Raw genomic sequence first — 13,449 nt, forward strand, 5'->3', positions numbered from 1 at the left:
GTGGGTTAAGACACCGGAGGCTAGCCCACCCGGGCGACAAAGCCGGGCCGTCGTCCCGTCACGCGGCGGCACCCAGCAGCCGGCACCGCTGCGTCACCGTGGGTGACCATCGACGGGGGTGCCCGGAGTACCCGTCGGAGCAGCCGGGCGACACCACGCCCGCCCGTCGCCCCAGGCGGCGGCAGAGACGGTGAACCACACGGATCGCCGGATCGCACCCGTCCCGCCCGGGCGCTCCCGGGGCGACACGCGGGGCCGTGGAGCCGGGGAACGGCCGACCGGTCGGACCGCCGGCCCCGGCGGGTTGCGCACGATCGACGGCTCACCGCCAGTGATGATTCTTACTCCGCACCGACCGGTGACAGCGGTGGGACGGGCGGGACCCATGATGCGCCGGAGACCACCGCCGGTCAGGACTTCCAGGTGGCAACACCGCTTCCGGGCAGGTAACACGCCGAAAACTGACCGAAAGGACAGTCACCGACCGTAGCCTTTTCGCTTCGTGACGACTGTTCGTCGGACAGCCGACGGGGGTGGGCTAGTCGCACTCTTGGGTCATCCCCGTTCACCGTCCGTGAGGGTCACCGACCATGTCGCAGCTTCTGCCCGCCGCCCGGTCCGACGTCCCGACCAGCGCCCCGACGGCCCCGGCCGCGCCACCGGAGCCGGCCACCGCCACCACCGCCCCCGGGGCGCGTACCGCCGTGGTGGGCCTCGGTTACGTGGGCCTGCCGACCAGCCTGGCCCTGGTCGCCAGCGGCTCCCGGGTGATCGGGGTGGACATCTCACCGGACCGGCTCGACGACATCCGGGCCGGTCGCGCCGACCTGCTCGACGACGACCACGACCGACTCCGGGAGACGTTGCGGGCCACCGATCCCGCGCTGCGCCTCACCACCGCGGTCGGTGAGATCGCCGACGCCGACACGGTGCTGATCTGCGTACCCACGCCGGTCGACCGGCACCTCGCCCCCGACCTCGCCGCGTTGCGGGCGGCCTGCGCGGCGGTGGTCGCCCACGCCCGCCCCGGCCAGACCATCGTGCTCACCTCCACCAGCTACGTCGGCACCACCCGGGAGCTGCTGGTCGCGCCGCTGGCCGCCCGGGGCCTGCGGGTCGGGCAGGAGGTCTTCGTGGCCTTCGCCCCGGAACGGGTCGACCCCGGCAACGACCGGCACCGCCAGGAACTCACCCCCCGGGTCGTCGGCGGCACCACCCCGGACTGCACCGCACGGGCCGCCGCCGCGCTGTCCCGGATCACCCCCCTGGTGCACCGGCTCGGCTCCCCCGAGGCCGCCGAGATGACCAAGCTGCTGGAGAACACCTTCCGGGCGGTCAACATCGCCCTCGCCAACGAGTTCGCCGACCTCTGCCGGGACCTGCACCTGGACGTCACCGAGGTGATCGACGGGGCGGACACCAAGCCGTACGGGTTCATGGCCTTCCAGCCCGGCCCCGGGGTGGGCGGGCACTGCATCCCCTGCGACCCGCACTACCTGCTGTGGCAGGTACGCGGCCAACGCCGCGAGGCGCCCCTGATCGAGACCGCGATGCGGGGCATCGCCGCCCGCCCCCGCCGGGTCGTCGACCGGATCCGGGAACTGCTCGCCGGGGCCGGCCGCCCCCTGCTCGGCGCCCGGGTGCTGCTCGCCGGGGTGACCTACAAGCCCGGGGTGGCCGACGTACGGGAGTCCCCGGCGTTGGAGATCATCGGTGAGCTGGTCCGGGCCGGCGCGGACGTCGGCTTCGTCGACGAGCTCGTCGACACGGTCCGCACCCCCGACGGCCAGACCCTGCACCGGGTCGCCGACCCGGCCGACCGGGAGTGGGACCTGGTGGTCGTGCACACCCGCCAGTCCGGCCTGGACCAGGCGTGGCTGCGCGGGCAGCCGATGGTGCTCGACGCCACCTACCGGCTGGCCGGGCTGCCCCGGCGGGAGGTCGTCTGAGATGCCGGTGACCGCCCCCGTCCGGCGTGGCCTGCGCCGGCTGCTCACCGTGCTCGCGTTGCTGCCGCTGATCGTGCTGCTGGCCCGGCAACTGCCCCAGTTGCCGTACGCCCCGCTGCTGGCGTTCTACGGCTTCGCCGTGCTCACCGCCACCGTCGCCGTGTTCTACCTGGCCTACGCCCGCTACGTCGACCCCGCCGAGGCCCCGGCGCAGCCCCGGCACACCGCCTCCTTCCCGCCGCTGCCGCCGGCCCCGACGGTGAGCCTGCTGGTGGCGGTGAAGGACGAGGCGGACGGCATCGAGGCGTGCGTGCGGTCGATGACCGGCAGCGACGTCCGCCCGTTGCAGGTGATCGTGGTCGACGACGGCTCCACCGACGGCACCGCCGAGGTGCTCGACCGGCTGGCCGCCGAACTCCCGGTCACCGTGCTGCACCTGCCGCGCAACGTCGGAAAGAAGCGGGCCCTGGTGCACGCCGCCCGACACGCCACCGGCGACGTGCTCGCCTTCACCGACTCCGACTGCGTGCTCGCCCCGGACGCGTTGGGCCGCTGCGTCGAGGCCCTGCTGCGGCAACCCGACCTCGGCGCGGTCAGCGGCCACGCCCGCGCGCTGAACCCCGACGAGTCGCTGCTCACCCGGGTCCAGGACGTCTGGTACGAGGGCCAGTTCCGGGTTTCCAAGGCTGCCGAGGCGTCGTTCGGGGCGGTCACCTGCGTCTCCGGCCCGCTGGCGGTGTTCCGGCGGGAGGCGGTGCTCAACTACCTGCCCGCCTGGGCGGCCGACCGGTTCCTCGGCGGCGAGTTCCGGTTCGCCACCGACCGGCAGCTCACCGGCTACGTGCTGGGGCAACGCTGGATCGGCGACCGGCTCAAGGCGCGCTTCGCCGACTCGCCGTTCGTCCGCGACGAGGACCACCCGCCCCGCGCCTGGCGGGTCGGCTACGTGCGTTCGGCGAAGGTGTGGACCACCGTGCCGGCCCGGCTGCGGCCGTTCCTGCGTCAGCAGACCCGCTGGAAGAAAAGCTACGTGCGGAACCTGTTCTTCACCGGCACGTTCATGTGGCGGCGGGGGCCCGGCCCGGCCGCGCTCTACTACGGACACGCGCTGTGGGTGGCGCTGGCCCCGGCGATGGCCTTCTCCCACCTGGTCTGGGCGCCGCTGCGCGGCTGGTGGGCGGTGCCGCTGCTCTACCTGTGCGGGGTGCTGCTCAAGGGCACCGCGTGGGGGCTGGCCTACCGGCTGGACAACCCGGGTGACCCGCGCTGGGCGTACCGGCCGTTGATGAGCGTGCTCTCCGCCACCATGTTGTCCTGGCTGCTGCCCTGGTCGGTGGGGACGATCCGGCGTGGCGTGTGGTCGCGGAGCACGGTGTGAACGCCGGGCGGCGGTTGCTGAGCCGGCTGGCCCGGGTGGCGCTCACCCTCGCCGGGGCGGCGGTGCTGGTGCTGCTCTACGCGGTGGTCTTCTCCCGGGGCGAGGTGCTCCGGTGAGCCGGCTGTGGCCCCGCACGCTCGGCGGACTGCTGTCGCTGGTGACCCTGCTGGTGGTGGCGGCGCCCTTCGGGGTGTCCTGGTACCTGGCCGACCTGCGCCGTCACGTCAGCGGGCAGCACGACACCCCGGTCACCCGGGTCGACCCCGCCGACCTGCGCCGCTTCGCCGAGACGGCCGGGCGGCTGCCGGAGCGGGCCGCGCCGGTGGTGGTGGCCTACCACGACATCCGACCGCACGGCGACGACCCGGCGGCGACCACGCCGGGCGGCCGGGAACACTACGTGGTCACCCCGGAGGCGTTCGACGCCCAGCTCACCGCACTGCGCACCGCCGGCTACCGGACGATCTCCTCGGCCCAGTACGTCGACTACCTGCGCGGCGGCGAGGTGCCGGCCCGTTCGGTCTACCTCACCTTCGACGACGGCACCCGGGGCCTGTGGTCGTACGCCGACCCGATCCTGCGCCGGCACCGGATGGTGGCCGCCTCCTACCTGATCACCGGGCAGGTGGGCACCCACCGGCCGTACTACCTGAGCTGGGCGGAGATCGACCGGATGCGCCGCTCCGGCCGGTGGGACTTCCAGGCGCACACCCACGACCTGCACACCCGGGTGCAGACCGCGCCAGGGCGGCTCGGCTCCCCGCTGACCCACCGGCGGTGGGAGCCGACCACCGGCACCCAGGAGAGCCTGGCCGCCTACCGGCAGCGGCTGACCGCCGACTTCGATGCGATGTTCGCCGCGTTCACCACCCACGGGTTGCCCCGGCCGCGCCTGTTCGCGTACCCGTTCTCCGAGATCGGGGACGCGACGACCGACCCGCAGGCCGCCGCGTTCAGCCGCGACCTGATCGCCGCCCGGTTCGTCGGCGCGCTGACCAACAAGTCGCTCGCCCCGCAACCGGGCAGCCGCCGGTCGGCGGCCGACGGGCAGGTCGAGCGGGCCGAGGTGTACGCCACGACCGACGCCGCCGAACTGGTCAGCGCGGTCGTCGAACGCACGGGTGTGCCGGCCGGGGTGACCGACCCGTTCGCCCGCGCCTGGGACTGGCGCGACCAGCACGGCGAGCCGATGACCGACCTGTCCCCGCTGACCGGCGGCCGGTTCCCCGCCGACAGCCCCCGCCGCGCCTACGGCACCCTGCTCGCGTACGCCAGCGCGGACTGGACCGGCTACACGGCCGACGCCACGGTGCGTGGCCTGCGTGCCGACGGCGGCACGGTGACCGTGCTGGTCGGGGTGAACGGTGACGCCACGGTCTCGGTGCGGGTGGCCCACGGCCGGGTGGCGTTGCTGCGCGCCGGCCGGGTGGTCGCCGAGGCCGCGCTGGATCCGGCAGCCACCCACCGGCTCGCGGTCACCGTGCGCGACGGGGAGACGGTGGCCCGGGTCGACGGCGGCCCGGCCCTGCGGGTGGTCACGCCCACCGGGCCGGGGGCCACCGGCGGGCTGGCCGTGGCGATCGACGACGCGCAGGGGCGGCCCCACCCGTCGGTCGCCGCGCTCACCGTGACGGCCGTCGGGTGACCGCCGTGACCCGCCCGGCCGGCCGGGCGGGTCACGGCGGGAGCGGCGGTCACTCCCGCCAGCCGGCCAGGTCGACCCCCTTGCCGAGTTCGACCCGGAAACCGAGGGTGATCTCGCCGCTCTCGCCCGGGCCGAGCCGCAACCGCCAGGTCAGCTCGCCCAGCTCGGTACGCTCGTCCGGCGGCGGGGTCAGGGCGGCCTCCCGGACCGCCACCGCCTCGTCGCGGGAGACCGGCAGCTGGTCGTGGACCTCGACGGTCGCCGGCCTGGGGGTGTGGTTGGCCACGCTGATCCGGTACTCCACGTCCCGCCGCCGGGTGGAGCCGAGGGCGGCCCGGGTGTCGGCCCGCCGGGTCAGCTCCCGTTCCACCCGGACCCGGTCGTCCACCCCGAGCGCCAGCTCGGTCTCCTCGTCGGGCGCCCACGTCGGCAGCCGGGTGGCGGCGACGAAGTCGGCACCGTGGAAGACCGCCGCCGGGCCGGCGCGCAGGGTGTGCGCCGAGGTGTTGCGGACCGTCGCCCGCAGGTGCGCCTCGGCGGCCCGGACCGGCACGGTCACGTGGTCGAGGCGGACCGGCAGGTCCAGCACGGCGATGACGGCCCGGTAGGCGCTGCCGTCGGCGGGCACCGCCACCGGGCGGGCCGGCCGGTAGGTGGCCGCGGTGACCCCCTGCTCGACCTCGGCCACGCTTTCCCGCACCACGGGGCGCGGGGCGCCCGCGCGGGCCACCCCACCACCACCGGCCGGGGCGGCGGCGGGCGCGGGGGGCGGTGGTGCGCCGAAGCTCGCCGCCGTCCGGGGCACCGGCACCGGCCGGACCCGGTCGAGATACCAGGGCGACAACTCGGGTACGCCGGCAGCCGCCGCCGGCCGGGCGGTCGAGAGTTGCAGCGCGCACTGCGGCCAGTCTTCGCCGGTGTCCTGGGTGACCAGACCGAACCAGGTGACCGTCATGGTCTCCTCGACCAGCCGCAGGTCGTAGGAGGATTCCCAGCGTGCCCCGTCGACCAGGTAGCTCAGCTCCAGGTCCACGTCGGTGTCGTCGGCGTCCACCGCCACCGTCACCTCGGCGGCCAGCCGGTCCGGTTCCCGTTTGCCGTTCGCGGCGGCCAGCTCCCGTTCGACGGCCGCCAACTCCTCGGTCAGCTCGGTGCGCTGCCGGGCCAGCCCACGTCGACGGCGGTGGGACTCGGCGAGTTGGGCGGCCACCGCGTCGGCGAAGGTGGCCACGTCGGTCGGGGCGGTGTCACCGGCGGCCAGCGTGCGGGCGTACGTGCCGCCGGCCCGGTCGGCCAGCCGGGTGAGGAACTGTCGTCGCTGCGTCTCGACCTCGGCGTCGTCGTCGACCTCGGCCAGGGCGTCGGCCAGTTCCCGGGCCCGCCGGGTGAGCGCGTCGACCTGACCGTCGGTGCTGCGGGGCTGCCGCCAGGTGCTCACCTCCACCCCGAGGACGGTGACCGCGCCCCCGCCCCCGGTGCGCAGGGAGTCCCGGCGCAGCCGCAGCGGCAGGGGGGCGATCCGGATCCGGTGTTCCCCGGCGGTCAACCGGGTGCTCCCCCGGCGGGTGACCCGGGCCCGGTCCGGATAGACGGTGACCGCGACGACGGGTGCTTCGATCTCCACAGCGTCCACGGCGGCGAGGGTAGCCGGGGTGCGCTCGTGGCCCGCGCTGCCGGTCCGTGGCGGGAACCGCTTGATCGCGCTCGATCCCGGAGGTGGTCCCCTCCGTCGCGCGGCCGGATGCCACTACGACACGGATCGAGCGCGATCATGGCGGGGTCCGGTGGGCCCGGCCCGGCTACCCCGGGGGGAGGCAGACGATATCGAGGCGGCGGGGGCCGTGCACGCCCTCCACCCGGTTCAGCTCGATGTCGCTGGTCGCGGAGGGGCCGGAGATCATCGTCAGGGGGCGGGTGGGGTCGGGCAGCGCGATCACCAGGTCGGGCACGTCGGCCACGATCTGCGCGGCGCGGACCACGCAGACGTGGTGGTCGGGGACCAGGGTCAGCAACCGGCGGCCCTGGGCCGCGCCCCCGTCGAGGACCAGGGTGCCGGTCTCGGCGACGGCGAGTGCGCAGCCGGTGAGCACGGACAGGCCGGGGGCGTCCAGCTCGGTGGCGGTGAGCGTGTCGCCGGCCAGGGTGGGCGGGCCGAGCCGGGTGGTCCACTGCGGTGGTGTCCCGGGCGGCAGCACCACGGCGGTCGCCCCGGCGAGCAGGGTGGCGAGCAGCCCGGGCAGTTCCGCCGGGGTGCAGGGGTGCACCCCGGCGTGGTGGTCCCCGGCCCGGGCGACGAAGAGCGCGGTCAGCTCAGAAGTCATGGGTGCGGTGCCACCAGTCGCGGAAGGACTCCTCGGCGGGCAGTGGGGCGTCGCGGTGCGTCGTCCACGCCGACAGGGGCCACGGGGCGCGGCGCAGCCGCCCGTCGTGCCGCCGGCCCAGCACCCGCAGGGGCCGGCCGCCGGAGCGGGCCGCCCGCAGCGCCGCCCGCCACCGCCGACGGTCACGCATCGTCCAGGCGAGCCACGCCATCGCCACGCGTTCGGCGGCCGGCTTCGGCCCCGTCTGGCGCAGGTGGACCAGGATGGCCGGGATGTCGATCTTGACGGGGCAGACGTCGTAGCAGGCCCCGCAGAGCGTCGAGGCGTACGGCAGGGTCGCGTTGTGGCCGGCGTCCTGCCCGGTGAGCTGGGGCGACAGGATCGCCCCGATCGGCCCGGGATAGACCGAGCCGTAGGCGTGGCCGCCGACCCGCTCGTAGACCGGGCACACGTTCAGGCAGGCCGAGCAGCGGATGCAGCGCAACGCCGCCCGGCCCACCGGGTCGGCCGCCACCCGGCGTCGGCCGTTGTCCAGCAGCACGACGTGCAGCCGACGCGGCCCGTCGCCGGGGGTCACCCCGGTGAAGATCGAGGTGTACGGGTTCATCCGTTCGCCGGTCGACGAGCGCGGCAGCAGCCGCAGGAAGTCACCGAGATCGGCGAAGCGGGGCAGCAGCTTCTCCACCCCGACCACGGCGATCAGGGTGTCCGGCAGGGTCAGGCACATCCGGCCGTTGCCCTCGGACTCGACGACCACCAACGAGCCGGTCTCGGCCACCGCGAAGTTGGCCCCGCAGATCGCCACCCGGGCCGCCAGGAAGGTACGCCGCAGATAGTCCCGGGCGGCACCGGCCAGCACCGCCGGATCGTCCGAGTCGGCGCGGAAGCCGGGCATCCGCCGGGCGAACAACTCCCGGATCTGCCCCCGGTTGTAGTGGATCGCCGGCACCAGGATGTGCGACGGGGTGTCGTCGGCGAGTTGGACGATCAGCTCGGCCAGGTCGGTCTCCACCGCCGTCACCCCGGCCGCCGCCAACGCCTCGTTGAGGCCGATCTCCTGGGTCGCCATCGACTTGACCTTCACCACCTGGTCGACGCCCTGCGCCCGGACCAGGTCGGTGACCACCGCGTTGGCGGCGGCGGCGTCCGTGGCGTGGTGCACGGTCGCCCCGGCGGCGGTGGCCGCCCGCGTGAACCGGTCCACCAGCTCGGGCAGCCGGTCGAGCACGTCGTCCTTGACCCGGGCCGCCCGGTCGCGCAGCTGCTCCCAGTCGGGCACCTCGGCCACCACCGCGGCCCGCTTCTCCCGGATGGTGCGGGTGGCCCGGCCCAGGTTGGCCCGTAGTTGGGCGTCGCGCAGCGCACCGGCCGCCGCCCGGGGGAACGGGGTGACGGCCACGATGGGCAACTGCCGGCCCGGCGGGGGGTGTCGGGTGCTCATCCCACCGCTCCGGCCCCGGTCGCGGCGAGGATCTCGGCGTAGTGGACGGGTCGCGGGGCACCGGGCCGGCGGGCCAGACCACCACCGATGTGCGCCAGGCAGGAGCTGTCGGCGGCGGCCAGGTAGTCGGCCCCGGTGGCCACCGCGTGGGCGCACTTGTCGGCGAGCATGGCACCGGAGACGGCGGCGTTCTTGAGCGCGAAGGTGCCCCCGAAGCCGCAGCACTGCTCCGGCTCGGGCAGGCCCAGCAGTTCCAGGTCACGCACCGCGCCGAGCAGCCGCAGCGGCCGGTCGCCCAGCCGCAGCATCCGCAGCCCGTGGCAGGTCGGATGATAGGTGACCCGGTAGGGGAAGCGGGCCCCCACGTCGGTGACCGCGAGCACGTCCACCAGCAGCTCCGACAGCTCGTACACCGGCAGTCGGGTGTGCGCCCGCAGGTGGGCCACGCAGGAACCGGACGGGGAGACGACGACGTCGTGGCCGGCGAACGCCGCCTCGGTGCTCTGCTCCAGCGCGCGGGCCGGGCCCGGATAGCCGGTGTTGGCGTGCAACTGGCCGCAGCAGCTCTGCCCGGCGGGAAAGGTCACGGTGTGGCCGAGCCGCTCCAGCACCGTCACGGTGGCGATGCCGACGCGCGGGAAGAGCGCGTCGTTGAGGCAGGTGACGAACAACGCGATGCGCACCGTGCCCCCTCACCGCTCCCGGCCGCGATCGAAGAAATCGTATATGATCTATGGCGTCCGGTGCGAGGTGCGATGTGCTGCGGTCCCGGCGGCCGGGCGGGCGGCTGGCCCGCCGATCGCCACGGCACACCGGCCCCGGTGGACGTCCGGTGCGGGTGGGGCGTCCGCCGGTCCCTGTCGCCCGTGCTACGAGGTGCCGAGATGACGGATTTCCACGGTCTGGTGGCGGCGGTCACCGGCGGCGGTTCGGGCATCGGCGCGGCGGTCGCCGACCTGCTGGCCGCGCGTGGGGCCCGGGTCGCCGTCCTCGACCGCGACCCCGGTGCGGGCGGCGGGCACCTGCGGCTCACCGCCGACGTCACCGGCCCGCTGGACGGGGTCATGGACCGGGTCGCCGCGACCCTGGGCGGTCTCGACGTGCTGGTGAACTGCGCGGCGGTCAGTGCGGTGGGGGCGGTGGAGGCCGCTGACGACGCCGAGTGGCACCGCTGCCTCGACGTCAATGTCGTCGGGGTCGCCCGGGCCTGCCGGGCCGCCCTGCCCCACCTGCGGCGTTCGACCAGCGCCGCCATCGTCAGCATCACCTCGATCGCGGCGACGGCGGGGCTGGTCGACCGGGCCGTCTACTCCGCCACCAAGGGTGCGGTGCACGCACTCAGCCTGGCCATGGCCGCGGACCTGGTGGGCGACGGCATCCGGGTGTGCACGGTGGCGCCGGGCACGGTGGACACCCCGTGGGTGACCCGGCTGCTCGCCGGGGCCGGGGACCCGGCCGCGGAGAAGCGCCGGCTCGCCGCCCGGCAGCCCACCGGCCGGCTGGTCACCGCCGACGAGGTCGCCCAGGCGGTGGCCTTTCTCGCCTCCCCGCTGTCGGGGGCGACCACCGGCACCGCGCTGGCCGTCGACGGCGGCATGTCGGGCCTGCGGCTGGTCCGCTGATCCGGGCGGACGGCAGGGCCACCCGGGCAGCGGTCGCCGGCTCCCGTCGGACCGGTGCCCGCTCCCGTGGGTCTGGCGCCCGGCTCCCGTCGGACCGGTGCCCACTCCCGTCGGACCGGTGCTGGCCCGTCAGAATCGCCGGCAGCGGCTCCCCGCCGCCGGTCAGGCCGCCGCCATGGTGACCCGTTGCCGGCCCAGCCCGTCCACCTCGACCTCCACCACGTCACCGGGCCGCAGGTAGGGGAACCGGCCGGACAGGGCCACCCCCTCCGGCGTACCGGTGTTGATCACGTCACCGGGGTCGAGCACCGTGTACTGCGACAGGTGCCAGATCAGGTACGCCACATCGAAGACCATGTCCGAGGTGCGGGAGTCCTGCCGGGGCTCGCCGTTGACCCAGGAACGCAACCCGAGATCCTGCACGTCGGCGATCTCGTCCGGGGTGACCAGCCACGGGCCGAGCGGCTGGAAGGTCTCACAGGACTTCCCCTTGGACCACTGGCCACCGGAGTCACGCAGCTGGAAGTCGCGCTCGGACACGTCGTTGGAGACCAGGTAGCCGGCGACGTGGGCGAGGCTCTGCGCGGGCGACTCCAGGTAGCGGGCCCGCCGGCCGATGACCACGGCCAGCTCGACCTCCCAGTCGGTGGCGGTCGCGCCCCGGGGCACCAGCACGTCGTCGTACGGGCCGACCACCGTGTTGGGTGCCTTGTAGAAGATGATCGGGGTCTCGGGCGGGGCGGCACCGGACTCGGCGGCATGCGCGGCGTAGTTCTGCCCCACGCAGAGCACCGCGCCGGGCCGGGCCACCGGCGGACCGACCCGCAGGCCGGTGACGTCCACCTCCGGCAGGTCGCGGGCCGCCCGGACCCGGGCCGGGCCGTCGGAGGCGAGGAAGGCGGCGTCGATGTCCGTGGTGAGCGGGGACAGGTCGTAGTGCCGGCCGTCGGAGTGCAGCACCGGCCGCTCCGCGCCGGCCGGGCCCACCCGCATCAGCTTCATCCGGTCCCCCTCCACTGACGACAGTGCACGCTATCCTGCCCGATGCCACTGCGACCGGGGACGAGGCACACATGGATCCGCAACCCAGCACGGGGTTACGGCAGGCGGTACGCACGGGTGCGCTGGTCCTCGCGGGCCTGCTGACGGCGACCGGTTGTTCGGGCACCGCCGAGCCCGTCGCCGCGAGGTCGGCCGGGGCGTCGCCGCCGCCCCCCGACCCCGCCGTGCCGCGGCTGGACAAGCCGACGACGGTGCTGGGCACCTGGAACGAGTCGCTCGACCGGCGACTGACCATGGTCGCCCAGAGCACCATGTCAGGGCTCAAGCCGCTGCTCGACGGTGAGCCGGGCAGCGCGGTGGGCACCGCCTACATCCCGGTCAAGGAGGAACACTCGGCCGAACTCGGGCTGTACCGACCCGGCGACCGTCGGGTCGTCCTGCTCAGTGGGGTCTCCGGCACGGTCCCCGACCCCGAGCGGGCCCTGGACCAGATCTTCGCCCGGCTCACCGCCATCACGGATGTGACGCCGGTGCCCCCGGGGCCGGTCGGTGGGTCCGCCCGCTGCGGGCACGGCCGCAGCGGGGGTGTCTGGTTCGACGTCTGCGCCTGGGCCGACCGGCACACGCTCGGTGTGGTCCACCTCGCCGACTTTCCGCAGACCGCCCAGCCGCAGGAGATCTTCCGGCAGATCCGGGCCCAGGCCGAGCACGCCGCGCCCTGAACCACGCCCGCCGGCGGCACCACGGTCGGCGGCGCCACGGTCGGCGGCCCGACCCCAGCAGCAGTCGCCGGCCGGACTGCGACGCCCGGGGTTGCCGGCGGCTCCCCGACCTGCCCGGGGCCGGGGGGTCGGGGAGCCGCCGGCCGCCCGGTCAGCTGGACGTGGTGGCGGGTTCCCCGGCACCGGCCTCCGGTCCGACGGCGACCGGGGTGGCCTGCCGGTCGGCCAGGTGCCGACGCAGTGACCAGGTCACCGCGGCCACCCAGAGCACCACGACGATCAGGTAGCTGGCGTAGCGGACGGCGTCCGGCGCACCGATCCAGTCGCTGCGCAGCAGGGTCCGGATGTTGGTCAGGACGATGACCCCCCCGACGGCGGAACCGAGCACGCGGGGCGGGACCAACCGGACGAGCCAGGCGGCGATCGGCGCGGCGATCATGCCGCCGAGCAGCAGCGCCCCCACCCAGCCGAAGTTGATGTTCTCCGAGCCGATGCCGACCAGGAAGCCCAGGCTCGCGGCGACCGCCACCAGGAACTCGCTGGTGTCGATCGAGCCGATCACCCGGCGGGGCTCCAGTCGGCCGCTGGCCAGGATCGCGGGCGTGCCGACCGGGCCCCAGCCCCCGCCACCGGTGGCGTCGACGAAGCCGGCGACGAGCCCCAGCGGCCCGAGGAAACGCTTGCGCAGGGGCAGCCCGACCCGGTCGCGGGGCAGCCCGGCGACGGTGAACCGGATCAGCACGTAGAGGCCGAGGGTGAGCAGGATCAGCGACATGATCGGGGCCGCGGTCGCGGTGGAGAGGCTGGACAGGAAGGTCGCGCCGGCGAACGCCCCCACGGCGCCCGGCACACCGACCCGGCGGACCACCGTCCAGTCGACGTTGCCGAACCGCCAGTGCGCGGCACCCGAGACCAGGGTGGTGCCGATCTCGGCCAGGTGAACGGTCGCCGAGGCGCTGGCCGCGCCTGTGTTGAGGGCCAACAACAATGTGGTGGATGTCACGCCGTACGCCATCCCGAGGCTGCCGTCGACCAGTTGCGCACCGAGGCCGACGAGGGCAAGAAGAAGCAGGCTACGCACAATTACCGCCGATCCGGAAGGTGAATGGGGAAAGTCGGCCCGGCTAGGGCGGATCACCGTGGCGGTGACGGACGTCCCGGCTGGTCGGGGCCTGTACGGGGGTGGGCACCGCTGGCGGAATCCCCCGCAGATCGCTTGCGCCGACCCGCAGGAGGGGGATCGGCAGACAGCGCGTGAAACGTTCGTTAAGTGAGTACGTCGACTGTCGTCAAAGCTTGGCGTTTGACCAGCCCAGAGCCGTTATCGGCGACACCGGCGGGGCATCTTCGCGCGGCCGGTGGTCACCGC

The 13,449-nt window shown here is 74.8% G+C and carries 11 protein-coding genes; 5 read left to right on the forward strand and 6 right to left on the reverse strand.

The genetic code is table 11. From position 1 onward, the window contains the following. The first annotated feature begins 590 nt into the window (after positions 1–590). The 3 genes from AB0K25_RS23905 to AB0K25_RS23915 all read left to right on the forward strand — a co-directional run bounded on the left by AB0K25_RS23905 (position 591) and on the right by AB0K25_RS23915 (position 4,972). Positions 591–1,949: a nucleotide sugar dehydrogenase gene (locus AB0K25_RS23905; RefSeq protein ID WP_363822772.1), complete on the forward strand. Its 1,359-nt coding sequence runs from the start codon at positions 591–593 to the stop codon at positions 1,947–1,949. 1 nt (position 1,950) lies between these two features. Next, positions 1,951–3,327, forward strand: a complete 1,377-nt coding sequence (locus AB0K25_RS23910) for a glycosyltransferase (RefSeq protein WP_357534247.1) — start codon at positions 1,951–1,953, stop codon at positions 3,325–3,327. Between the two features lie 112 nt (positions 3,328–3,439). Further along, a complete protein-coding gene (locus AB0K25_RS23915; RefSeq protein WP_219462948.1) occupies positions 3,440–4,972 on the forward strand; it encodes a polysaccharide deacetylase family protein in 1,533 nt (510 codons plus the stop codon). A 49-nt stretch (positions 4,973–5,021) separates the two neighbouring features. Here the strand turns inward: AB0K25_RS23915 and AB0K25_RS23920 are convergent, their stop codons facing one another. The 4 genes from AB0K25_RS23920 to AB0K25_RS23935 all read right to left on the reverse strand — a co-directional run bounded on the left by AB0K25_RS23920 (position 5,022) and on the right by AB0K25_RS23935 (position 9,417). Next, positions 5,022–6,605 carry a DUF4139 domain-containing protein gene (locus tag AB0K25_RS23920; RefSeq protein ID WP_363822776.1) on the reverse strand — a complete coding sequence of 528 codons (1,584 nt, stop codon included), beginning with the start codon at positions 6,603–6,605 and terminating at the stop codon, positions 5,022–5,024. 166 nt (positions 6,606–6,771) lie between these two features. After that, positions 6,772–7,293: an LUD domain-containing protein gene (locus tag AB0K25_RS23925; RefSeq protein ID WP_363822779.1), complete on the reverse strand. Its 522-nt coding sequence runs from the start codon at positions 7,291–7,293 to the stop codon at positions 6,772–6,774. Beyond that, positions 7,283–8,734, reverse strand: coding sequence for a lactate utilization protein B (locus tag AB0K25_RS23930; protein ID WP_363822782.1), 1,452 nt, complete (start codon positions 8,732–8,734; stop codon positions 7,283–7,285). The genes AB0K25_RS23925 and AB0K25_RS23930 overlap by 11 nt, the downstream gene beginning before the upstream one ends. Then, positions 8,731–9,417, reverse strand: coding sequence for a (Fe-S)-binding protein (locus AB0K25_RS23935; protein ID WP_208566784.1), 687 nt, complete (start codon positions 9,415–9,417; stop codon positions 8,731–8,733). The genes AB0K25_RS23930 and AB0K25_RS23935 overlap by 4 nt, the downstream gene beginning before the upstream one ends. A 201-nt stretch (positions 9,418–9,618) precedes the next feature. Here AB0K25_RS23935 and AB0K25_RS23940 point away from each other — a divergent pair, with 201 nt between their 5' ends. Beyond that, a complete protein-coding gene (locus AB0K25_RS23940; protein ID WP_219462955.1) occupies positions 9,619–10,356 on the forward strand; it encodes an SDR family oxidoreductase in 738 nt (245 codons plus the stop codon). Between the two features lie 162 nt (positions 10,357–10,518). Here the strand turns inward: AB0K25_RS23940 and AB0K25_RS23945 are convergent, their stop codons facing one another. Then, a complete protein-coding gene (locus tag AB0K25_RS23945; protein WP_357534239.1) occupies positions 10,519–11,358 on the reverse strand; it encodes a fumarylacetoacetate hydrolase family protein in 840 nt (279 codons plus the stop codon). Between the two features lie 71 nt (positions 11,359–11,429). Here AB0K25_RS23945 and AB0K25_RS23950 point away from each other — a divergent pair, with 71 nt between their 5' ends. Beyond that, positions 11,430–12,080 carry a hypothetical protein gene (locus AB0K25_RS23950; RefSeq protein WP_357534237.1) on the forward strand — a complete coding sequence of 217 codons (651 nt, stop codon included), beginning with the start codon at positions 11,430–11,432 and terminating at the stop codon, positions 12,078–12,080. A 151-nt stretch (positions 12,081–12,231) separates the two neighbouring features. Here AB0K25_RS23950 and AB0K25_RS23955 read toward each other — a convergent pair whose 3' ends face one another. Continuing rightward, a complete protein-coding gene (locus AB0K25_RS23955; RefSeq protein WP_208566788.1) occupies positions 12,232–13,161 on the reverse strand; it encodes a sulfite exporter TauE/SafE family protein in 930 nt (309 codons plus the stop codon). Between the last annotated feature and the right edge of the window lie 288 nt (positions 13,162–13,449).

It is taken from the genome of Micromonospora sp. NPDC049257 (assembly GCF_040678915.1).
GTDB lineage: Bacteria > Actinomycetota > Actinomycetes > Mycobacteriales > Micromonosporaceae > Micromonospora > Micromonospora antibiotica.